The organism is Mangrovactinospora gilvigrisea (assembly GCF_001879105.1).
Classification (GTDB): domain Bacteria; phylum Actinomycetota; class Actinomycetes; order Streptomycetales; family Streptomycetaceae; genus Mangrovactinospora; species Mangrovactinospora gilvigrisea.
Genome location: NZ_MLCF01000040.1, coordinates 1 through 20,936 on the forward strand (window position 1 = coordinate 1; position 20,936 = coordinate 20,936).

Sequence of the window (20,936 nt, forward strand, 5' to 3'; positions counted from 1 at the left end):
CCGCGGGCCCGCCCCCACCCCAACCCGGCGTCCCCACCGCCGCGTTCGCGGTGCGCGCCGTCCCCGCGCGCCACCGCGTGGTCCTCGTCACCGCCGGCTTCAGCGACGGCCGGGCCCCCGACCGGCCCGCCGACGCCCTCGCGCCGCCGGCCGCCTCCGACGCCCCCGTCGTCGAGTCCGGCCTCTACGCCGCCGTCCGCCGCGCCGCCACCGTCTTCGCGGGGAGCCGATGACCGCCGCCGCCCGCGCCGCCGGACTCCTCCTGCTGGTCCTCGCCCTGCTCGCCGACGCCCCCTCCGCCGCCGCGTCCCCCGTCCCGGCCCCGACCACCGCCGCGACCGCCTCCGCCGACCCCATCCGCGCCCGCCAGTGGTACCTCGACACCCTCGGCGCGCCCCGCGCCTGGACGCAGACCCGCGGCCGCGGCATCACCGTCGCCGTCCTCGACACCGGTGTCGCCGCCGCCAACCCCGACCTCGCCGGCAGCGTGCTGCCCGGCCACGACTTCGTCACCGGCACCGCCGGCCCCGACAACACCGGCCGGCACGGCACCGGCATGGCCGCCCTGATCGCCGGCCACGGCCACGGGCCCGGCGACGCCCAGGGCGTCCTCGGCGTCGCCCCGCAGGCCCGCATCCTCCCCGTCCGCGTCATCCTCGACGACGGCGACCACCCCGCGAAGACCCCGAAGACCCCGAACGCGCCGGCCAACCCGCTGGACCCGGTCTCCGCGGGCATCCGCTGGGCCGTCGACCACGGCGCCGACGTCATCAACCTCTCGCTCGGCGACGACGGCCCCGGCGCGCACCCCGACAGCGGCGAGGACGCCGCCATCCGCTACGCCCTCGCGCACGGCGTCCCCGTGGTCTCCTCGGCCGGCAACGGCGGCGCCGACGCCGACCGCACCTCCTACCCCGCCGCCTACCCCGGCGTGATCGCGGTCGCCGCCGTCACCCGCGCCGGGGCCCGCGCCGACTTCTCCACCCGCCGCTGGTACACCACCGTCGCCGCGCCCGGCCTGGACGTCGTGGTGCCCGCGCCCGACAACCGCTACTACCTGGCCTGGGGCACATCCGCCGCCGCGGCCCTGGTCTCCGGGACGGTCGCGCTGATCCGCGCCCGCCACCCGCGCCTGACCCCCGCTCAGATCCGCACCGCGCTGGAGCAATCGGCGAGGGCCGGCCCCGCGGACGGCCGGCCGGACGGCGACATCGGCGCCGGCACCGTCTCCGTCCCGGCCGCGCTCGCCGCTGCCGACCGGGCCGCCCGGCAGCGTCCCCAGCCGGCCGTCCCCGCCCCCTCCCCGGCCCCGGCGGGCCCGTCCGGCGACGCCGCCGCGTCCGCCGCCCCGCGCGCCGCCGGGGCCCACCGGGGCGGCACTCCGGCCCCCGCCCCCTACCTCGCCGCCGCCGGAGCGGCCCTGCTCGCGGCGGGGGAGTGGCTGCGCCGCCGCCGGCGCCGGACCGCCGCGCCCGGGCCCGGCGGCGAACCGGAGCCGGAGGCCCCGCCGGACAACCCCGCGGACCCCGTAGGCTCGGAGGTGTGACCGGCACCGACATCCCGAGCGATACCCCGCACCATCACAGCGCCCCCGTTCCCGCGCAGGGCCCGGAGAGCGGCGGGACCACCCGCGATCCGAACGTCCGGAAGTCCCTTCCCGACACGGGCTTCGCGAACGACACGGGCGAGCCGGACGCGGAGCTCGCCGCCGCGCTGGACGCCTGGGTCCGCGCCCAGGGCGCCGCCGACGCCGCCGAGCTGCGGGCCGCCGAGGACGCCGTGCACGCCGCCCTCCCCGGCACCCGTCTGCTGGTGCCCGTCGTCGCCGTCCTCGGGGAGGTCGAGGAGACGGCCGACGGGCACGCCGTCGAGAAGTCCAGCGACATGGCGGTCCCCACCATCAACTCCCCGGACGGCTCCCGCCGCGCCCTGCCCGCCTTCACCGGCACCGCGGCCCTCGCCCGCTGGCGGGCCGACGCCCGCCCGGTCGCCGTCCCCGCGCACACCGCGGCCCGCGCCGCGCTCCAGGAGCGCGCCGACACCCTGCTGCTCGACCTGGGCGGTCCGGCGCCCTTCCCGGTCAGCGGCGCGCGGCTGTACCTGCTGGCGCGCGGCGGGGAGCGGCGCGCCCCGGTGGACGACCCGGCGGTCGCCGAGGCCGTCCGCGGGCACCTGGCCGGCTGCGAGCCGGTCAGCGCCGCCTACCTGGAGCAGCGCGAGGGCGCCGATCTGACGCTCCGGCTGGTGCTGGCCGGCGGCGTCGGCCGGGAGGAGATCCAGCGCGCCGCCGGGGACCTGGCGGAGCGGCTCGCCGCCGACCCGGTGCTGCGCACCGTCCTCGTCGACGGCCTGTCGCTGGCCCTGCACCCGCCCGGCACCCCGGCGCCCAGCAACCTGCTCTACGAGATCTGACGAGGCCGGGGCGACCGCCGCGCGGGCGGCCGCAGCGCCCACGAGGCCCCGGTGGCGGCGAGCAGCGGCAGCAGATACCCCAACTCGGCCAGCTGGTAGCCCTTGACGAGGTGCGAGACGACCGCGCCGCTGTCGACGAAGACGGTGCCCGCGTACGCCCACTCCTTGAGCAGCGGCAGCCGCGGCGCGAGCAGCACCGCCGCGCCGAGGATCTTCCAGATGCCCAGCAGCACCAGGAAATAGCCGGGGTAGCCCAGGTGCTCGGTGACGCGCGCGACCATCGGCAGCCGCGCGATGTCCCAGCCGCCGCCCACGGCGAGCTCCGAGGTGACGAAGAGGGTGGCGGCCCAGTAGCCCAGCGCGGCCGCCCGCGTCCGTGCCTCCGGCACGGGTCGTGCTCCGGTATCGGTCATGCCCCCAGGACGGGCGGGCTCCCGGAAACGCAACCGCGGGCATCCTGGACGGTGTGCAGGATCCCGGCGAGGCCCGCGAATTCGAGGCGCACCGCGCCCACTTGACCGCCGTCGCCCGCCGGATGCTCGGCTCGGCGGCGGAGGCGGAGGACGCCGTCCAGGAGGCGTGGCTGCGCTGGCAGCGGGCGGACGGCGCGACCCGCGCGGACGATCCGCGGGCCTGGCTGACCACCGCGGTGGGGCGCATCGGCCTGGACCGGCTGCGGGCGCGGGCGGTGCGCCGGGAGGCGGGCGCGGAGCACGCCGAGGCGGCGGCGGATCCGGCGCCGGGGCCGGAGCAGGAGGCGCTGCTCGCGGACTCGGTGGGGCAGGCGATGCTGGTGGTGCTGGACGCGCTGGGCCCGGACGAGCGGGTGGCGTTCGTGCTGCACGACCTCTTCGCGGTGCCGTTCGCCCGGATCGCCCCGGTGGTCGGCCGGACGGTTCCGGCGACGCGGATGCTGGCGACGCGGGCGCGGCGGCGGGTGCGTGACGCCGGCGCCGGCGCCGACGTGGAGGGGACGGCGGGGACGGCGGACCCGGAGCGGCAGCGGCGCGCGGTGGAGGCGTTCCTCGCGGCGTCCCGGGCCGGCGACTTCGCGGCGCTGCTGGAGCTGCTGGCGCCGGACGCGGTGGCGTCGACGTCCCTGCTGGGCCTCCCGCTGCGGCTGCGCGGGGCGCGGGGCGTCGCGCGGGGCGCGATCGCCATCGCCCGCCTCGCGGGCGTCCCGCGGATCCCGGCGGACGAGCCCCTTGCGGCCCACGTCCACCGCGGCGGACGCGTCACCCGCACCCTGCGGTTCACGCTCCGCGGGGACCGCATCGCGCGCATCGAGGTCACGCGAGCCCGCTGACGCCCTGCCCCGCCAGCGGTCCTCGTCCGGCCGCGGGTCCGCTGTGCTCGCGCCCGCGGCGCCCGCGTGCCCCGAAGGGGCGCGGGGAACTGCGCGGGTGACCAGAGTGAGCGCCGCCGCCCGCATCCGGCCGGGCACCCCGCGGCGCCGACCTACGCGTGCGTCACCGCGCCGACCTACGCGTGCGCCGCCGCACGGCGCCATTCCGCACGCAAAGACGCCTCCGCCGCGGGCGTGGCCCCCAGCCGGTCCAGACCCAGCAGTGCCGCGCCCACCACCGGTGCCGTGTCGGCCATCCGCAGCACCGCCCGCGGCGCCGGCGTGCCCCGAAGGGGCGCGGGGAACTGCGCGGGTGACCAGAGTGAGCGCCGCCGCCCGCATCCGGCCGGGCACCCCGCCGCGCCGACCTACGCGTGCGTCACCGCCCCGACCTACGCGTGCGCCGCCGCACGGCGCCATTCCGCACGCAAAGACGCCTCCGCCGCGGGCGTGGCCCCCAGCCGGTCCAGACCCAGCAGTGCCGCGCCCACCACCGGTGCCGTGTCGGCCATCCGCAGCACCGCCCGCGGCGCCTCCGCCGCGAGCGCCGCGCGCACCGGGCCGAGCAGCAGCGGGTGCCCCGCCGCCAGCACGCCGCCGCCGAGGACGACGACCACCTCCCGCTCCACCAGCGACAGCCGTCGCAAGCAGCTCAGCGCCATCGCGACCACCTCGCGCGCCTGGTGCGCGACCAGCTCCCCGGCCACCGCGTCCCCCGCCTCCGCCGCGCGGAACAGCTCCGGGGAGAAGCGCCACAACCGCTCCCGCGGCAGCCTGCCGAGGTGGACGCCGATCGCCGCCTCCTGCGCCGTCGCCGTGCCGAACCAGGCGGCGATCGCCGCCGACAGCGCCGTGCGCGGCCCGCGCCCGTCCTCGCCGCGCACCGCGTGGAACATCGCGCGGGTGCCGAGGCCGCCGCCCCCGCCCCAGTCGCCGGTGAGCTCGCCGAGCGAGGGGAAGCGGGCCACCGCCCCGTCCGCGCGCAGCCCGACCGCGTTGACGCCGGCGCCGCAGACCACCGCCACCCCCTCGGGCCGGTCGGTGCCGGCCCGCAGCAGCGCCAGGGTGTCGTTGCCGACCACGGTCTCCGTCCCCCAGCCCCGGGCGGCGAGCAGCGCGTGCGCCTCCGCCTCCTCCTCGGGCAGGTCGACGTTGGCCAGGTAGGCGGAGACCAGCGCGGCCACCGGCCGTCCCGCCGTGGCGCAGTCCGCCACCGCCTCGGCGACGATCGGCGCCAGCGCCTCCACCGACTCCGGCGCGCCGCCCTCGCCCATCGGCCGGAACCCCGGCCCCTGCGCGCGGCCCAGCAGCCTGCCGTCCGCGGCGACCAGCGCCACATCGGTCTTGCTGTTGCCGGCGTCGATCGCCAGGACGGCGCTCACGCCCACCCCAGGTGCTGCTCGTTGTGGGCGATCAGACGGTCCGTCAGCTGCTCGGCGAGCTCGAACTGGCCCACCAGCGGATGCGCCAGCAGGGCGTCGTAGACGCGCTCCCGCCCGCCCCTGAGCGCCGCGTCCAGCGCCAGGTACTCGTACCCCGTCACATGGGCGATCAGCCCGGAGTGCAGCGGCTCCACCGGCGCCTGCGGCAGCGGGACGGGGCCGCCGGCGGTGATCCGGGCCGGCACCTCCACCACCGCGTCGTCCGGGAGGAACGGCAGCGTCCCGTCGTTGCGGACGTTCACCACCTGCTCGTCGCCCGAGTCCCCGAGCAGCGAGGCGACCAGCGCCACCGCCGCCTCCGAGTAGTAGGCGCCGCCGCGCTGCTCCAGCAGCTTCGGCTTCTCGGTGAGCGCCGGGTCGGCGTACATCTCCAGCAGCTCCCGCTCGATCGCCGCGACCTTCTGCGCCCGCGACTCGGCGCCCCGCATCTCCCGCACCACGGCGTCGTGTTCGTAGTAGTAGCGCAGGTAGTAGGAGGGGACGACGCGGTGCCGGCGGATGTAGCCGGCGTCCAGGTGGAGGTCCTCGGCGATCCGGTCGGCGTGCTCGTCGAGGAGCCGGTCGGCGATCTGCTCGCCGTCCAGCCGCACCCCCCGCACCCAGGTCAGATGGTTGAGCCCGACATGGTCCAGGGCGATCCGCTTCGGCTCGACGCCGAGCAGGCCGGCGACGTTGCGCTGCACCCCGATCGCCACATTGCACAGGCCCACCGCGCGGTGACCGGCCGTCAGCAGGGCACGGGTGACTATGCCCACCGGGTTGGTGAAGTCGACGATCCAGGCGTCCGGGTTGGCGCGCCGCACCCGCTCGGCGATGTCCAGCACCACCGGGACGGTGCGCAGCGCCTTGGCGAGGCCGCCGGCGCCGGTGGTCTCCTGCCCGACGCAGCCGCACTCCAGCGGCCACGCCTCGTCCTGGGCGCGGGCGGCCTGCCCGCCGACCCGCAGCTGCAGCAGCACCGCGTCGGCGCCGTCCACGGCCGCGTCCAGGTCCTGGGTGGTGGTGATCGTGCCGGGGTGGCCCTGGTGGGCGAAGATGCGCCGGGCCAGCCCGCCGACCAGCCGCAGCCGCTCCGCGTCCGGGTCCATCAGGACGAGCTCGTCGACGGGCAGGGTGTCCCGCAACCGGGCGAAGCCGTCGATGAGTTCGGGGGTGTAGGTCGAGCCGCCGCCGACCACGGTGAGCTTGGTCATCCCTTGACTCCTGTCAGCGTGACGCCTTCGACGAAGGCCTTCTGGGCGAAGAAGAACACGATGATCACCGGTGCCATGACGAGCAGCGTCGCCGCCATCGTGAGGTTCCAGTTGGTGTGGTGGGCGCCGCGGAACGACTCCAGCCCCAACGAGAGCGTCCACCAGGCGGGGTTGGAAGCGGCATACACCTTCGGGCCGAAATAGTCGTTCCAGCAGTAGAAGAACTGGAAGAGCCCGACCGCGGCGATGCCCGGCTTCGCCATCGGGACCACGATCCGCAGCAGGGCGCGCAGCTCCCCGCAGCCGTCGATCTTCGCCGACTCGATGTACTCGTCGGGGATGGTGAGCAGGAACTGCCGCAGCAGGAAGATCGAGTAGGCGTCGCCGAAGGCCAGCGGAATGATGATCGGCCAGAGCGTCCCGGCGAGGTGGAACTGCTGCGCCCACACCAGGTACATCGGGATGACGATCACCTGCGGCGGCAGCATCATCGCGGAGACCACCAGCACCATCGCGGTGCGCCGGCCGCGGAAGCGGAACTTGGCGAGCGCGTAGGCGACGGGGATCGCCGAGGCGAGGCAGAGCACGGTGCCGACCACCGCGTAGATGACGGTGTTGCGCCACCAGGTGAGGAACCCGGGGGTGTGGAAGACCTGCGCGTAGTTGCCCCAGTGCCAGGAGGTCGGCCACAGGTTGCTGGTGAGGGCCTGGCTGTCGCTCATCACCGAGGTGAGGAGGAGGAAGACGAACGGCAGCACGAAGAAGAGCGCGGCGGCCACGCCGAGCGCGTGGGTGCCGATCCAGGCGAGCGCGGCCCGCCGTCGGGCGTCGGTCATGGGTCAGTCCTCCGTCAGCAGGCCGCTGCGGCGGCGCATCAGCAGCAGGGTGAAGGCCATCGCGACGGCGAAGAGCACCAGGGCGATGACGCTGGCGGCGCCGGTGTTGAAGTTCTGGAAGCCGAGGGTGAACACCAGCTGGGGGAGCGTCAGGGTGGAGTTGTCCGGGTAGCCGGGCGGCACCATCGTTCCGGGGGCCGAGAGCTGCCCGCTGGCGAGGTTCCCGGCGACGGTGGGCTGGGTGAAGTACTGCAGGGTCTGGATCACCCCGGTGATCACCGCGAACATGATGATCGGCGAGATGTTGGGCAGCGTGATGTGCCGGAACCGGGAGACCGCCCCGGCGCCGTCCAGCGAGGCCGCCTCGTACTGCTCCTTGGGGACGTCCAGCAGCGCCGCCATGAAGATCACCATCAGGTCGCCGATGCCCCACAGCGCCAGCACGGTGAGCGCCGGCTTGCTCCACGACGGGTCGTTGAACCAGTTGGGGGCGTTGATGCCGAGCGCGCCGAGGATGCGGTTGACGGGCCCGGTGCCGGGGTTGAGCAGGAAGACGAAGCCGATGGTGGCGGCGACCGGCGGGGCCAGATAGGGCAGGTAGAAGGCGGTGCGGAAGAACCCGACGCCGGTCTTCACCTTGGTGACCAGCATCCCGATGCCGAGGCCGAAGACCACCCTCAGGGTGACCATGACGACCACCAGCCACAGGGTGTTCCACAGCGCCGGGGCGAAGAGCGGGTACTCGGTGAACACGTACTTCCAGTTCCGCAGGCCCACGAAGGTCGGCGGGTTGATCTGGTTGTAGTGCATGAAGCTGAAGTAGACGGTGGAGGCCAGCGGATAGGCGAAGAAGGCCGCGAACCCGATGATCCAGGGGGAGAGGAAGGCCAGGGTGGTGAGCGCCTGGCGGCGGCGCTTCCCGGCGTAGGTCAGGGTGGTCGTCGTCATCGGATTCCCCGTCACATCTCGGCCTGCAGATTGTCGAGGTCGATCTGGTGGTCGACCTCCTTCAGCCCCTCGCGGATGCGCGCGACGGGGACCTTCCCGGATTCCACCCGGTAGGCGAAATCGGAGAGTGTGAGCGCGAACTGACTGCCGTTCAGGGTGGGCGGCAGCGTAGAGCTGCGCGGGTTCGCGGCGATGCGGACGAAGGTCCGGAACGTGGGGCTCTTGTCCAGGTCGGGCGACTTCAGCGAGGCATACGTGGTGGGCACGTTGTGGATGGCGTTGGCGAAGCTCACCAGCGCCTTGGTGTTCGTGGTGAGGAACTTGACGAACTGCCAGGCGGCGTTCTGCTTCCGGCTGGAGTGCGCGATGCCGATGGTGGTCCCGGTCGCGTAGCCCTTGCCGTACTGGTCGGCCTGGTCGTCGGGGACGGGCATCGGCGCCGTGGCCCAGTGGAACCTCACGTTCCTGTCCTGCTCCAGATTGACGGTGCGCCATTCGCCGTCCATCTGCATGGCGACCTTCTGCACATGGAAGGCGTTCTGGGTGGAGTACTCGTCGCCGAAGGTGGTGCGGTACTTCTCCAGCCGGTCGTAGCCGCCCAGCGCCTGCACCAGTCCGCGCTGGTAGGTGAGCATGTCGGTGACGGCGCTGCCCTTGGCGAGGACGGATCTGCCCCGGGCGTCGAGATAGGTGGGCGACCACTGGCCGAGGTAGTTGGTGGGCGTGGTGGCATAGCCGTGGTAATCGGGCATGAAGCCCAGCTGCCGGTAGCCGTCGCCCTTGCGGACCGTCAGTTTCTCGGCGTCCGCCTTGAATTCGGAGAAGGTGCGCGGCGGGCGCGCGATGCCCGCCTTCTTGAACATGTCGACGTTGTAGTAGAGGCCGAGGGCGTCGCCGAGCAGCGGCAGCGAGCACTGCTTTCCGCGGTACGCGGTGTATTTGAGGGTCGGCGCGGTGAAGGTCTTCGCCTTGTCGATGCCGCTCTTGGCGAGGAACGGATCGAGGTCGGTCCACAGCCCGGACGCGCAGTAGAGCCCGACCTTGTCGGTGGAGAAGGAGGACACCACGTCGGGGGCGCTGTCGCCGCCGGCGCGGAGTGCCTGATTGATGGTGTCGTCGGTGACATTGCCGACCGACTTGACGGTGATGTTGGGGTGCAGCCGCTCGAACGCCCTGATGTTGGCGTTGATGGCGTTCACCTCGTTCGGCTGGCTCCAGCCGTGCCAGAAGGTGATGGTCTCCTTCTTGGACAGGTCGTCGTAGGCGCCGCCGTTGACGTTCGCCGTGCAGCCGCTCGCCAGCAGCGCGGTGGCCGCGGCGGCGCCGAGGATCGCGAGTGCCGTTCGCCTCAAGGGATGCCTCCAGGAGGGCAGGGGAAACGGAGGTGGCAGAGGGGAGAGGGGGAAGGGAAAAGCGATGACGGAAAAGGGCAGAAGCAGGAAGACGCGAGGTCAGGAGAGGCCGGCGAAGAGGTCCTCGCGGACCGTCGCCAGGCTGTTGTGCACGGCCCCGACCAGCACCGGATGGCCCTGGACGGGAGTGAGCAGCACCCGCGGCGCGGCGATGGAGATGTCCGCCATCCGCTCGGCGATGCGCTGCCGCAGCGGTTCGCCGCCGGCGGTGGGCAGCTCGCCGCTGAGCACCACCAGTTCGGGGTCGAGGACGCTGACGATGCTGGCCAGCGCGGTGGCATAGCGCAGCGCGGCCTCGTCCAGCACGCCGGGGTGGCCGGCGGCCAGCGCCTCGGCCGCGCTGCCGGCGGTGAGGCCGCGCTCCTCGGCGAGACGGCGGATGCCGGCCGGTCCGGCCAGCTCGTGGAGCCCGCCCATGGCGTTGCCGGCCAGCGAGTGGACGGTGTTGCCGGGCTGCCAGAGGTAGCCGACCTCGCCGGCGCCCCCGGTCGCCCCGCGGTGCAGCCGCCCGCCGAGGACGACGGCGAGGCCGATGCCGTCCGCGCCGGCCCAGAAGAGCACGAAGTCCTCCACCCCGGCGGTGGTGCCCAGCTGCTGCTCGGCGACGGCGGCGAGGTTGACGTCGTTCTCGAACTCGACGGGCGTGCCGAGGAGTTCGGCGGTCTCCCGGACGGCGGTGCGGTGGTGCCAGCCGGCCATGTGCTCGGCGTAGCGCAGCGCCCCGGTGGCCGGGTCGAAGGTGCCGGGGGTGCCGACGGTGGTGTGCCGGATGCGGTCGCGCGCCACCCCGGCGTCGCGCAGCGCGGCGTCCAGCGCCTCGCCGACCGCGCGGATCGGCTTGGTGCGCCGGGCCGGCACGGTGGCCTCGCCGAGCACCCGGCCGGTGAGGTCGGCGACGGCTGCGTGGATCCGGTGGTGGGTGACGTCGAGGCCGGCGACGTGGGCGGCGTCGGCGCGCACCCGGTAGGTCTGGGCGGCCGGCCCGGGGCGGCGGGTGCCGTCCGGGGCGCTGTCGTCCGGCTCGACGAGCCGGGCCTTCTCCAGGCGGCTGAGCACCTGGGAGACGGTGGGTTTGGAGAGTCCGGTCAGCGTGCCGAGCCGGCCCCGGGTCAGCGGACCGTGCGCGAGGAGCAGCTCCAGGGCGGCGCGGTCGTTGATGGCCCGGAGCAGGCGCGGGGTTCCCGCGGGCGTCGTTGGCACGGTTCCACCTCGCTCGTTCGGGGATGCGATGGGTGATAGGAAACTTTCCTAACGGTTCCCTCGTGTGGCAATCCCCGCCGATCAAGCGAGACCCAAGCGTTACCCGCGGTGCCCGGACGGGGCGGCGCCCGGGGTCGCGTAGGGTCGGGGCCATGAACGACCGCGTCGCCGACAGCACCGACACCCCCGCCGACACCGCGGTGCGGGACATCGCCGAGGTCCCCGCCGTCGAGGTGATCACGACCACGGCCCTCCACCTGATGAGCGCGGCCGCGGTCAAGCTCGGCCTCTCCGAGGACGAGGAGAGCGAGGAGCACCTCGACCTCGACGAGGCGCGCAAGCTGATCAACGCGCTCGCCGCGCTGGTCACCGCGTCCGCGCCGGACCTGGGGTCGTTCCACGCCGCGCCGCTGCGGGACGGGCTGAAGAGCCTGCAGCTGGCGTTCCGCGAGGCGTCGATCGTGCCGGACGACGCGGGCAAGGGCCCGGGTGAGAAGTACACCGGCCCGGTCCGCGGCTGACGTCCGCGCGGTCCGCGGCTGACGTCCGCGCGGCGCCGGGAAGGCGCCCGGAATAAGCCGCGCCCGCGCACTGCTATGCTTGGTGTTCGACCGGCACGGGGTCTTTGCCCTGTGCCCGCAAGCGGAGGCTCCCTCCCACCTGCAGACCCCCGGGTCTGACGGGTCCGGTCCGGGTGACGGCCAAGCCGTCGCCCCCGCGCTCTGCCCGTTCCACGGCCGAGGCGCTCCGGAATTCGTGGAGCCGCTGCCCGTGGAGAGTCGGCAGGGCGTTTCGTCGTTGCCGGGCTCGGTCGAGCAGGTGGGTTCCAGCCCACGCATTAACAGGATTGCGCGGTCGCCCGCCAGGCGATCGCCGGGTGCTACCGAGGAGGGCCCATCAGCGCCGAGCCCCGCATCAACGACCGGATTCGCGTCCCCGAGGTGCGACTCGTCGGTCCCAGTGGCGAGCAGGTCGGCATCGTGCCGCTTGCTAAGGCCCTGGAGCTTGCCCAGGAGTACGACCTCGACCTCGTCGAGGTCGCCGCGACCGCCAGGCCGCCGGTGTGCAAGCTCATGGACTACGGCAAGTTCAAGTACGAGTCGGCCATGAAGGCCCGTGAGGCGCGCAAGAACCAGGCGCACACGGTCATCAAGGAGATGAAGCTCCGGCCGAAGATCGACCCGCACGACTACGACACCAAAAAGGGTCACGTCGTCCGGTTCCTCAAGATGGGCGACAAGGTCAAGATCACGATCATGTTCCGCGGTCGTGAGCAGTCCCGCCCCGAGCTGGGGTACCGGCTGCTGCAGCGGCTCGCGGAGGACGTCCAGGACCTCGGCTTCATCGAGTCCAACCCCAAGCAGGACGGCCGGAACATGATCATGGTTCTCGGCCCGCACAAGAAGAAGACCGAGGCGATGGCCGAGGCGCGCGAGGCCCAGGCCGCCCGCAAGGCCCAGCGTCTCGGGCGTCCCGCCGAGGGCGACGCCGCGGACGGCGAGGCCGCCGAGGACGCCGCGCCGGCCGAGGTGGCCGCCGAGGGCGACCAGCAGTAGCCGCCTCCGGGCCGCACCGCGGCCCAGCACGAACGAAGACCGAAGCGTTCCCGTCGGTCCCGTCCGGATCCGACCCCGGACGGTGGACGGCGGGAACGAATCCGACGAGGAGATTTGGCGACATGCCGAAGAACAAGACGCACAGCGGCGCCAAGAAGCGCTTCCGGATCACCGGCTCCGGCAAGGTGCTGCGCCAGCGCGCCGGGCGCCGCCACTACCTCGAGCACAAGCCGTCGACCCTGACCCGCAGGCTGGCCGGCACTGTCGAGCTGTCCCCGGCGGACGCCAAGAAGGTCAAGAAGCTTCTCGGCAAGTGACGGGACGCGGCCCGCGCGGGATGCGCGGCGGCCGCCCCAGAACGACTGACCGGGACCGATTCGCTACCGGGCCGGGCGGAAGCCCGTCCGACCCCCATCAAGGAGTACGACAGTGGCACGCGTGAAGCGGGCGCTCAACGCCAAGAAGAAGCGCAAGGACATTCTCGAGCAGGCCAAGGGCTACCGCGGCCAGCGTTCGCGCCTCTACCGCAAGGCGAAGGAGCAGGTCACCCACTCCCTCACCTACAACTACGACCACCGCAAGAAGCGCAAGGGCGACTTCCGCCAGCTGTGGATCCAGCGGATCAACGCCGCTGCCCGCGCCAACGGCATCACCTACAACCGCTTCGTGCAGGGCCTGAAGGCCGCCAACGTCGAGATCGACCGCAAGATCCTGGCCGAGCTCGCCGTCAACGACGCCAACGCGTTCGCCTCCCTCGTCGAGGTCGCGAAGAAGGCGCTCCCGGCGGACATCAACGCGCCCAAGACCGCGGCCTGATCGAGCCCCGGGTCTTCCTCCCGCCCCGTCGTGGGTGCCGTCCTCGGCACCGTCGGCGGGGCGGTTTGTCGCTGCATCCCGTCGCCGTGTCCCCGCCGTTTCGTCCCGTCGCTGCTCCGCATCCTTCGACTCCCCAGGGGAGAACGTGCCCGAACTGCTCACCAACCCGCGCGCGGAGCGGGTCGCCGCCGCCCGCCGCCTCGCCAAGCGCGCCTCCCGCGGCAAGGAGCGGCGCTTCCTCGCGGAGGGCCCGCAGGCCGTCCGCGAGGCGGTCGCGCACCGGCCCGGGTCGGTGCGCGAGGTCTTCGCGACGCCCGAGGCGGCGGCCCGGCACGGTGAACTGCTGGACGCGGCGCGGGCGGCGGGGGCGCCGGTGCGGCTCGCCTCCCAGGAGGTGGTCGACGCGATCTGCCAGACCGTCACCCCGCAGGGCGTGGTGGCCGTCTGCGCGTTCCTCGACGCGGAGTTCGAGCAGGTGCTGGCGTCCCGTCCGAAGCTGGTGGCGGTGCTGGCGCATGTGCGCGACCCGGGCAACGCGGGGACGGTGCTGCGCTGCGCGGACGCCGCGGGCGCGGACGCGGTGGTGCTGACGGACGCCTCGGTGGACCCCTACAACCCCAAGGCGGTGCGGGCCTCGGTGGGCAGCCTCTTCCACCTGCCGGTGGTGGTGGGGGTGCCGGTGGAGCGGGCGGTGGCCGAGCTGCGGGCGGCGGGCGTGCGGGTCGTCGCCGCCGACGGGTGCGGCGACCGCGACCTCGACCAGGAGTTGGACGAGGGCGCCCTGGCGGCGCCCACGGCCTGGGTCTTCGGCAACGAGGCGTGGGGGCTCCCCGAGGAGACGCGTGCGCTGGCCGACGCGGTGGTGAAGGTGCCGATCCACGGGCTCGCGGAGAGCCTCAACCTGGCGACGGCGGCGGCGGTCTGCCTGTACGCGTCGGCCCGGGCGCAGCGGTAGGGCCCGCGGCTCGCGCGGTGCCGGGTTCGCCGCCCCGCCCCGATAGGGTTCGGCAATGGGCGTTGTGGAGGCGGACGAGCTGCCGGACGGGGTGGTGGTGGCGGACGGGCGGGGGCTGGTGGTGGAGTTCAACGCCGCCGCCGCGCGGTTGACCGGGACGCCGCCGCGGCGCGCGCTCGGCCGGCCCGTCCGGGAGGCGCTGCCGCTGGAGGACATCGCCGGGCGCCGCTGGTGGGACGTCACCGACCCGTACGGCGGCCTGCGGATCCGCACCCGCCAGCCGGAGCGCAACCTGCTGCTGCCCGGCGGCCGGGAGGTGCTGGTCGCCGCCCGCTACGTCCGCGAGACCGCCCCCGGGGGCGGGCCCGGCCCGCTGCGCCGGCTCGTGGTCACGCTGCGCGGCACGGACGCCCGGCGCCGCGCCGAGCTCGGCCACGCCGAGCTGATCGCCACCGTCGCCCATGAGCTGCGCTCCCCGCTGACCAGCGTCAAGGGCTTCACCAAGACGCTGCTCGCCAAGTGGGACCGGTTCACCGACGACCAGAAGCGCGTCATGCTGCAGACCGTCGACAACGACGCCGACCGCGTCACCCGGCTGATAGCCGAGCTGCTGGACATCTCCCGGATCGACTCCGGCCGGATGGAGGTGCGCCGCAGCGTGGTGGACCTGCCCACCGCGGTGCGCCGGCACGTCGCGGCGTACGAGGCGGCCGGCCAGCCCCCCGAGCGGTTCGACGTCCGGGTCCGCGGCGAGCTGCCCGAACTGTGGGCGGATGCCGACAAGGTGGACCAGATCCTGGGAAATCTCGTGGAAAACGCTGTGCGGCACGGCGCCGGAACCGTCACCCTGGAGATCGAGCCGGCCGCACTGGGCGATCCGGCCCGACCGGCGGTGGCGGTGACGGTGAGCGACGAGGGCCCGGGGATCCCCGCGGAGTCGATGCACCGCGTCTTCACGCGCTTCTGGCGCGGCAGCAGGCGCGGCGGCACCGGCCTGGGCCTGTACATCGTCAAGGGCCTCATCGAGGCGCACGGCGGACGCATCACCGTCGGCAGCGGCGGCGCGGGCGGGGCGCGATTCCGATTTATCCTGCCCGCCGGGCTGCCCGAATTCCTCCTCCCCAACTCCTGACGGAGATCCGGACCGGGAAGAGGTTCGCGAGCGGGCCCGGTGGGCCGGCAGAGCCGCATGTCGCCGCGTGGGGTGGGCCCTACGTGGTGGTATTTGACCGATTACACTGCCCGGGGCGCGACCTAGGCGTCCGCACGGGCGAGAATTCCCCACGGGAGCTAGTGGAAGAGATGTCGGCACCGAACAAGTCGTACGACCCGGTCGAGGTCGAGGCCCTGAAACCGGAGGAGGTCGAGCGCGCCCGCGACGCAGCCCTGGCGGCGATCGCCGAGGCCGCGGACCTCGAGGCGCTGCACGCCGCGCGGGTCGCCCATGACGGCGACCGCTCGCCGCTGGCCCTCGCCAACCGGGAGATCGGCGCCCTGCCCCCGCAGGCGAAGGCCGATGCCGGACGGCGGGTGGGCGCGGCCCGCGGCGCCGTCCGCAAGGCCCTCAAGGAGCGGCAGGAGCAGCTGGAGGCGGAGCGCGACGCGCGCGTCCTGGTCGAGGAGACCGTGGACGTCACGCTGCCCTACGACCGCGCCCCGCGCGGCGCCCGGCACCCGCTCACCGCGGTCTTCGAGCGCGTCGAGGACGTCTTCGTCGGGATGGGCTACGAGGTCGCCGAGGGCCCCGAGGTCGAGGCGGAGTGGTACAACTTCGACGCCCTCAACTTCAAGCCGGACCACCCGGCGCGGGCGCTCCAGGACACCTTCTTCGTCAAGGGCGCCGACGGTTCGGAGGAGTCGGGCGTGGTGATGCGCACCCACACCTCCCCGGTGCAGGCGCGCACGATGCTCACCCGCAAGCCGCCGATCTACATCATCGCGCCCGGCCGCACCTACCGGACGGACGAGCTGGACGCCACCCACCTGCCGGTCTTCAACCAGGTCGAGGGCCTCGCCGTCGACAAGGGCCTGACCATGGGCGACCTCAAGGGCACCCTGGACACCTTCGCCCGCTCGATGTTCGGCGAGGGCGTGGTGACGCGGCTGCGTCCGCACTTCTTCCCGTTCACGGAGCCGTCCGCGGAGATGGACCTGCAGTGCTTCGTGTGCCACGGCGCGTCCGTCGGGAACCCGGACCGGCCGTGCCGCACCTGCTCGTCCGAGGGCTGGATCGAGTGGGGCGGCTGCGGCGTCGTCAACCCGCGGGTGCTGGTGGCCTGCGGGATCGACCCGGAGGTCTACAGCGGCTTCGCGTTCGGCATGGGCCTGGACCGCTCGCTGATGTTCCGCAACGGCGTCGAGGACATGCGCGACATCATCGAGGGCGACACCCGGTTCGCCCTCCAGCTGGGTAGGGAGATCTGATGCGGGTCCCGCTTTCGTGGCTGCGGGAGTACGTCGACCTTCCGGAGGCCGAGAACGGCCGCGGGGTCGCGGCGCGGCTCATCGACGCCGGCTTCGAGGTGGAGGCGGTCGAGCAGCTCGGCGCCGACATCAAGGGCCCGCTGGTGGTCGGCCAGGTGCTGGCCATCGAGGAGTTGGAGGGCTTCAAGAAGCCCATCCGCTACTGCCAGGTGAACGTCGGCAGCGCCAACGGCTCCGGCGAGCCGCAGAACATCGTCTGCGGCGCCCGGAACTTCGCGGTCGGCGACAAGGTCGTGGTGATCCTGCCGGGCGGCGTGCTGCCCGGGAACTTCGAGATCGCCGCCCGCAAGACCTACGGCAAGGTCTCCGAGGGCATGATCTGCTCGGCCCGCGAGCTGGGCCTGGGCGACGACCACGACGGCATCATCGTGCTGCCGCCGGAGTACGAGCCCGGCACCGACGCCGTCGAGCTGCTGCAGATGGTCGACGAGATCCTCGACATCGACGTCACCCCGGACCGCGGCTACTGCATGTCGCTGCGCGGCCTCGCCCGCGAGGTGGCCACCGCCTACGGGCTGCCGCTGCGCGACCCGGCGCTGCTGGACGTCACCCCGCCCAACGGGGCCGGCCCCCAGGTGCGGATCTCGGACGCGGTGCAGGCCGACGGCTGCGACCTGTTCGTGGCGCGCGCCGTCGTCGGGCTCGACCCGGCCGCCCGCACCCCGATCTGGATGCAGCGGCGCATCCAGAAGGCCGGGATGCGGCCGGTCTCGCTCATCGTGGACGTCGCCAACTACGTGATGCTGGAGATCGGCCAGCCGCTGCACACCTACGACCGCGGCCGCGTCAGCGGGGCCATCGGGGTGCGGCGCGCCGAGCCTGACGAGGTCGTCACCACGCTGGACGGCGCGAAGCGGAAGCTGGTCGGCGGCCGCGACCTGGTCATCACCGACGACTCCGGGCCGATCGGCCTCGCCGGGGTGATGGGCGGCGGCTCGACGGAGATCGGGCCGGAGAGCACCGATGTGGTCATCGAGGCCGCGCACTTCGACCCGCCGTCGATCTCCCGCACCGCGCGCCGGCTGAAGCTGCCCTCCGAGGCGGCGAAGCGGTTCGAGCGGGGCACGGACCCGGCCGCGGCCGCGGCGGCCGCGCAGCGCGCCGTCGACCTGCTGCAACTGCTGGGCGGCGAGACCGCGTTGGTGGAGGCCGGGGTCACCGAGGTGGGCGGGGTGCGGCCGCTGGCGCCGATCACCATGCCCGCCGACCACCCGGACAGGGTGGCGGGCGTCACGTACGGCCGCGAGACCGTGGTGCGCCGGCTGCAGGAGGTCGGCTGCGCCGTCTCCGGCAGCGATGTGCTCACCGTGGTGCCGCCGTCCTGGCGGCCCGACCTCGTCGAGGTCAACGACCTGGCCGAGGAGGTGCTGCGGCTGGAGGGCTACGACCGGATCCCGTCCACCATGCCGCACCTGCCCCCGGGCACCGGCCTGACGGCGGGCCAGCGGGCGCGGCGGCGGACGGGGCGCGCCCTGGCCGGTGCCGGGTTCGTGGAGGCGCCGTCCTTCCCGTTCCTGGACGCTTCGGTCTTCGACGCGCTGGGCCTGGACGCGGACGACGAGCGGCGGCGCACCGTCGACCTGGTCAACCCGCTCAACGCCGACGAGGCGTCGATGCGCACGACGCTGCTGCCGGGGCTGCTCGCCGCGCTGCGGCGGAACGTGGGGCGCGGCACGCACGACGTGGCGCTCTTCGAGAACGGGCTGGTGTTCGTCCGGCGCGAGGGGCAGGCCCCGGCCGCGCCCCGGCTGGCGGTGGACCGTCGTCCGACCGACGAGGAGCTGGCGTCGCTGGAGGCCGCGCTGCCGGCCCAGCCGCGGCACGTCGCGGTGGTGCTGGCCGGGCAGTTCGGGCCGGCCGGCTGGTGGGGCGAGGGCCGCGAGGCGTCCTGGGCGGACGCGGTGCAGGCGGCGCGGGTCGTCGCCGACGCGGTGGGCGTGGAGCTCGTGCCGCGCCAGGCGTCGTACGCCCCGTGGCACCCGGGCCGCTGCGCGGAGCTGCGGCTGGGTGGCCCCGACGGCAGGGTCGTGGGCCACGCCGGCGAGCTGCACCCGCGGGTGGTGAAGGCGCTGGAGCTGCCGGAGCGCACGTCCGCGATGGAGCTGGACTTCGACGCGCTGGTGCGCGCGGCGGAGGCGTCGGACGCGGTGCAGGCGGGCCGGATCTCCTCCTACCCGGTGGCGACGCAGGACGTGGCCCTGGTGGTGGACGCGGCGGTGCCGGCCGGCGAGGTCGAGGCGGCGCTGCGGGACGGCGCGGGCGAACTGCTGGAGTCGCTGCGGCTGTTCGACGTCTTCGAGGGCGAGCAGATCGGCGCGGGCAAGAAGTCGCTGGCGTACGCGCTGCGGTTCCGCGCGCCGGACCGCACGCTCACGGCGGACGACGCGTCCGCCGCCCGCGACGCGGCCGTCGCCGCGGCGTCGACCCGCGTGGGCGCGGTGCTGCGCGGCTGACGGCACTGCCGGCGCCGCCGCCTCTCCGCCCCTGTCCGCCCCTTCGCCCCCGGTGGGAACGCCGGGGCGAGGGGGCGGACTTGATATGACGGTGCATCAGATGAGAAGGTCTGTTCCGGCACTTGTCCTGTCAAGACAATCACAACAGTGCCGAACAGGCTCCCGTCACCTCGGCCGGTGGCGGGAGTCGCCAGGAGAAAACCGCAGTACAGGGGCACCCTCGCCGGGGAACGGGGCGAGGGTGCTTCGTTGTGAGCGGGCTGTGCGTGCCGCTCGGGTCGGCAGAATGGGGCCATGGCGCAGCTGAAGTACCTGTGGCTGGCGGGCGAGTTGCGGCGCGGGATCCGGGACGGGGTGTGGCCGCCGGGAGCGCGGTTGCCGGCGGAGTCGGAGCTGGCCGCCGCACACCGGCTGTCGGTCAACACCGTGCGGCGCGCGCTGGAGGAGCTGGCCGGCGAGGGGAGCATGGAGCGGCGGCAGGGCGCGGGGACGTTCGTGCGGGCGCTTCCGGCGGGGCGGCGGGGCGGGCGCCGGCGGATCGCCGTGGTGCTGCCCGAGCGGCACTCCTACTTCCCGCCGCTCGTCGAGGGCATCGAGGCCGCCGCCGCGCGGGCCCGCGTCGACCTGCGGATCCGCACCACCGGCTACGGGCCGCCCGGATGGGGGCGGTTGGAGCGGGTGCTGGCCGACGTCGCCGACGCGGACGGGCTGGTGCTGGCGCATCCCGGGCCGGGCCCCTTCGCCGCCCCCGAGCAGTCCCACCGGCTGCGGGCTCTGCCGATGCCGCACGTTCTGCTGGAGCGGGCGCCGATCGATGTCGGCGACCCCAGCGAGCATGTTTCCACCGACCACGGCGGCGGCGCCTACCTGGCGCTCGAGCACCTCGCCGCGCTCGGCCACCGCGAGGTCGCGCTGGTGGTGCGGGTGGGCTCCGCGCCGAGCGAGGGCATCGCCAAGGGCTTCGACCAGGCCGTGGCGGCACTGGGCCTGAAGGCCGCCGAGCGCTTTCGCTGGGTGCAGGACTACAACGCGAAGTGCGACGGACGGTCGATGCTGCGGCCGGTCGCCGCGGAGGTGCTGGGCGTGATCCGCGCCTCCGGCGCGACCGCGGTGGTCTGCTTCGGCGAGCAGGAGGCGACGCTGCTGCTCGCCGAGGCCCAGCGGGTGGGAGTGCGGATACCCGCGGACCTGGCGATGGTCTCCTGCGAGGATCGGCAGATGCCCGAGGGGGGCCTGGCGCTGACCTCGGTGGCGCCGGAGAAGTTCCGGCTGGGGCGGCTGGCGGTGGAGACGCTGCTGCGGCGTCTGGACGAGCCGGACGCCGAGCTGCGCCGCATCTGGCTGCGGCCGCGCCTCGTGGTGCGCGCCAGCTCCCTGGCCCGGCGGGACGGTTCCGCCGGTCCTTCTTGAGTCCTTCCGTCGGCCCGCACGAGCGTCGTCGGCATGACGATTCGCTCGCGCGTCGACGCGCTGATCAGCACCCTGCTGGGTGCGGTGCTGGGCTCCGACCCGTCCGCGGCCGCGGTGCTGCGGTCAATCCCACCGGAAGGACCACGCGGTGCGGCTGGGGAGCGCGGCGGTGTAGTCGGCGAAGGGGGTGGGCGGACGGTCGACGGGCACGTGCGGCTCGGCGCCGGGGGCGGCGACGGCGCGGGCGCCGAAGCGGTCCTTCCCGTAGCGCGGGAACGCGCAGAGGAGGGCGAGCGGGACGTCCGCGTTCCGGCCGAGGAGGGCCAGGGCGAGGCGGCAGTCGCCGAGGCCGGGCGGCGGCCCGTCGGGCCGGGCGGCGAGCGGTGAGGGGTGAGGGGGCGGGGGACGGGTGGACGAACCGTCCGGGCGGGACTAACGGGGCTCGGCGGTGCGGAGTTGGGACGGGGTGAGGGG

Annotated in this window: 21 protein-coding genes; 14 read left to right on the forward strand and 7 right to left on the reverse strand. The window is 74.2% G+C overall.

Annotated features, from left to right (window positions below; translation table 11 throughout):
• The 3 genes from BIV57_RS25035 to BIV57_RS08530 all read left to right on the forward strand — a co-directional run.
• Positions 1 to 233 (forward strand): hypothetical protein (locus BIV57_RS25035; RefSeq protein WP_217651709.1); only part of this gene is annotated, 233 nt, incomplete at its 5' end.
• Entirely contained in the window at positions 230 to 1,546 is a 1,317-nt protein-coding gene (locus BIV57_RS08525; protein WP_071656079.1) for a S8 family serine peptidase, read from the forward strand. The genes BIV57_RS25035 and BIV57_RS08525, both read left to right, overlap by 4 nt.
• On the forward strand, positions 1,543 to 2,412 hold the full coding sequence (locus BIV57_RS08530; protein ID WP_245797484.1) for an SseB family protein: 870 nt from the start codon (positions 1,543 to 1,545) through the stop codon (positions 2,410 to 2,412). The genes BIV57_RS08525 and BIV57_RS08530 overlap by 4 nt, the downstream gene beginning before the upstream one ends.
• Here the strand turns inward: BIV57_RS08530 and BIV57_RS08535 are convergent.
• Positions 2,400 to 2,801 (reverse strand): DoxX family protein, encoded by a 402-nt coding sequence (locus tag BIV57_RS08535; RefSeq protein ID WP_217651710.1) that lies wholly within the window; start codon positions 2,799 to 2,801, stop codon positions 2,400 to 2,402. The two genes, BIV57_RS08530 and BIV57_RS08535, sit on opposite strands and share 13 nt — an antisense overlap.
• Before the next feature lie 77 nt (positions 2,802 to 2,878).
• On the opposite strand from BIV57_RS08535, the gene BIV57_RS08540 reads away from it, so the two are divergent.
• Positions 2,879 to 3,718 (forward strand): sigma-70 family RNA polymerase sigma factor, encoded by an 840-nt coding sequence (locus BIV57_RS08540; RefSeq protein WP_071656081.1) that lies wholly within the window; start codon positions 2,879 to 2,881, stop codon positions 3,716 to 3,718.
• Positions 3,719 to 4,149: 431 nt separating this feature from the next.
• Here the strand turns inward: BIV57_RS08540 and BIV57_RS08545 are convergent, their stop codons facing one another.
• The 6 genes from BIV57_RS08545 to BIV57_RS08570 all read right to left on the reverse strand — a co-directional run bounded on the left by BIV57_RS08545 (position 4,150) and on the right by BIV57_RS08570 (position 10,788).
• Positions 4,150 to 5,145 carry an N-acetylglucosamine kinase gene (locus BIV57_RS08545; RefSeq protein WP_071656082.1) on the reverse strand — a complete coding sequence of 332 codons (996 nt, stop codon included), beginning with the start codon at positions 5,143 to 5,145 and terminating at the stop codon, positions 4,150 to 4,152.
• Positions 5,136 to 6,392 carry a 6-phospho-beta-glucosidase gene (locus BIV57_RS08550; RefSeq protein WP_071656083.1) on the reverse strand — a complete coding sequence of 419 codons (1,257 nt, stop codon included), beginning with the start codon at positions 6,390 to 6,392 and terminating at the stop codon, positions 5,136 to 5,138. Before BIV57_RS08550 ends, BIV57_RS08545 begins: the two co-directional genes overlap by 10 nt.
• A complete protein-coding gene (locus BIV57_RS08555) occupies positions 6,389 to 7,228 on the reverse strand; it encodes a carbohydrate ABC transporter permease (RefSeq protein WP_071656084.1) in 840 nt (279 codons plus the stop codon). The genes BIV57_RS08550 and BIV57_RS08555 overlap by 4 nt, the downstream gene beginning before the upstream one ends.
• A 3-nt stretch (positions 7,229 to 7,231) precedes the next feature.
• Positions 7,232 to 8,176 (reverse strand): carbohydrate ABC transporter permease, encoded by a 945-nt coding sequence (locus BIV57_RS08560; protein ID WP_071656085.1) that lies wholly within the window; start codon positions 8,174 to 8,176, stop codon positions 7,232 to 7,234.
• Between the two features lie 11 nt (positions 8,177 to 8,187).
• Positions 8,188 to 9,528 (reverse strand): extracellular solute-binding protein, encoded by a 1,341-nt coding sequence (locus tag BIV57_RS08565; RefSeq protein WP_175548702.1) that lies wholly within the window; start codon positions 9,526 to 9,528, stop codon positions 8,188 to 8,190.
• A gap of 99 nt (positions 9,529 to 9,627) precedes the next feature.
• The gene (locus BIV57_RS08570; RefSeq protein ID WP_107409511.1) at positions 9,628 to 10,788 is read right to left on the reverse strand and encodes an ROK family transcriptional regulator; all 1,161 of its coding nucleotides are present in this window, start codon (positions 10,786 to 10,788) and stop codon (positions 9,628 to 9,630) included.
• Between the two features lie 152 nt (positions 10,789 to 10,940).
• Here BIV57_RS08570 and BIV57_RS08575 point away from each other — a divergent pair, with 152 nt between their 5' ends.
• The 10 genes from BIV57_RS08575 (at position 10,941) to BIV57_RS24565 (ending at position 20,849) form a co-directional block, all read left to right on the forward strand.
• Positions 10,941 to 11,309 carry a DUF1844 domain-containing protein gene (locus BIV57_RS08575; RefSeq protein WP_071656088.1) on the forward strand — a complete coding sequence of 123 codons (369 nt, stop codon included), beginning with the start codon at positions 10,941 to 10,943 and terminating at the stop codon, positions 11,307 to 11,309.
• Positions 11,310 to 11,657: 348 nt separating this feature from the next.
• Entirely contained in the window at positions 11,658 to 12,344 is a 687-nt protein-coding gene (infC, locus tag BIV57_RS08580; protein ID WP_071656089.1) for a translation initiation factor IF-3, read from the forward strand.
• Between the two features lie 122 nt (positions 12,345 to 12,466).
• Positions 12,467 to 12,661, forward strand: a complete 195-nt coding sequence (rpmI, locus tag BIV57_RS08585) for a 50S ribosomal protein L35 (protein ID WP_071656090.1) — start codon at positions 12,467 to 12,469, stop codon at positions 12,659 to 12,661.
• Between the two features lie 112 nt (positions 12,662 to 12,773).
• Entirely contained in the window at positions 12,774 to 13,160 is a 387-nt protein-coding gene (gene rplT / locus BIV57_RS08590; protein WP_071656091.1) for a 50S ribosomal protein L20, read from the forward strand.
• A gap of 145 nt (positions 13,161 to 13,305) precedes the next feature.
• The gene (locus BIV57_RS08595; protein WP_071656092.1) at positions 13,306 to 14,115 is read left to right on the forward strand and encodes a TrmH family RNA methyltransferase; all 810 of its coding nucleotides are present in this window, start codon (positions 13,306 to 13,308) and stop codon (positions 14,113 to 14,115) included.
• A gap of 55 nt (positions 14,116 to 14,170) precedes the next feature.
• Complete coding sequence (locus BIV57_RS08600; RefSeq protein ID WP_071656093.1) at positions 14,171 to 15,247, forward strand: sensor histidine kinase; 1,077 nt, start codon at positions 14,171 to 14,173, stop codon at positions 15,245 to 15,247.
• Between the two features lie 170 nt (positions 15,248 to 15,417).
• Complete coding sequence (gene pheS, locus BIV57_RS08605) at positions 15,418 to 16,539, forward strand: phenylalanine--tRNA ligase subunit alpha (protein WP_071656094.1); 1,122 nt, start codon at positions 15,418 to 15,420, stop codon at positions 16,537 to 16,539.
• Complete coding sequence (gene pheT / locus BIV57_RS08610; RefSeq protein ID WP_071656095.1) at positions 16,539 to 19,052, forward strand: phenylalanine--tRNA ligase subunit beta; 2,514 nt, start codon at positions 16,539 to 16,541, stop codon at positions 19,050 to 19,052. Before pheS ends, pheT begins: the two co-directional genes overlap by 1 nt.
• Before the next feature lie 294 nt (positions 19,053 to 19,346).
• Positions 19,347 to 20,462: a substrate-binding domain-containing protein gene (locus BIV57_RS08615; protein ID WP_071656096.1), complete on the forward strand. Its 1,116-nt coding sequence runs from the start codon at positions 19,347 to 19,349 to the stop codon at positions 20,460 to 20,462.
• A 33-nt stretch (positions 20,463 to 20,495) separates the two neighbouring features.
• Positions 20,496 to 20,849, forward strand: a complete 354-nt coding sequence (locus tag BIV57_RS24565) for a hypothetical protein (RefSeq protein WP_071656097.1) — start codon at positions 20,496 to 20,498, stop codon at positions 20,847 to 20,849.
• Positions 20,850 to 20,936: the final 87 nt, after the last annotated feature.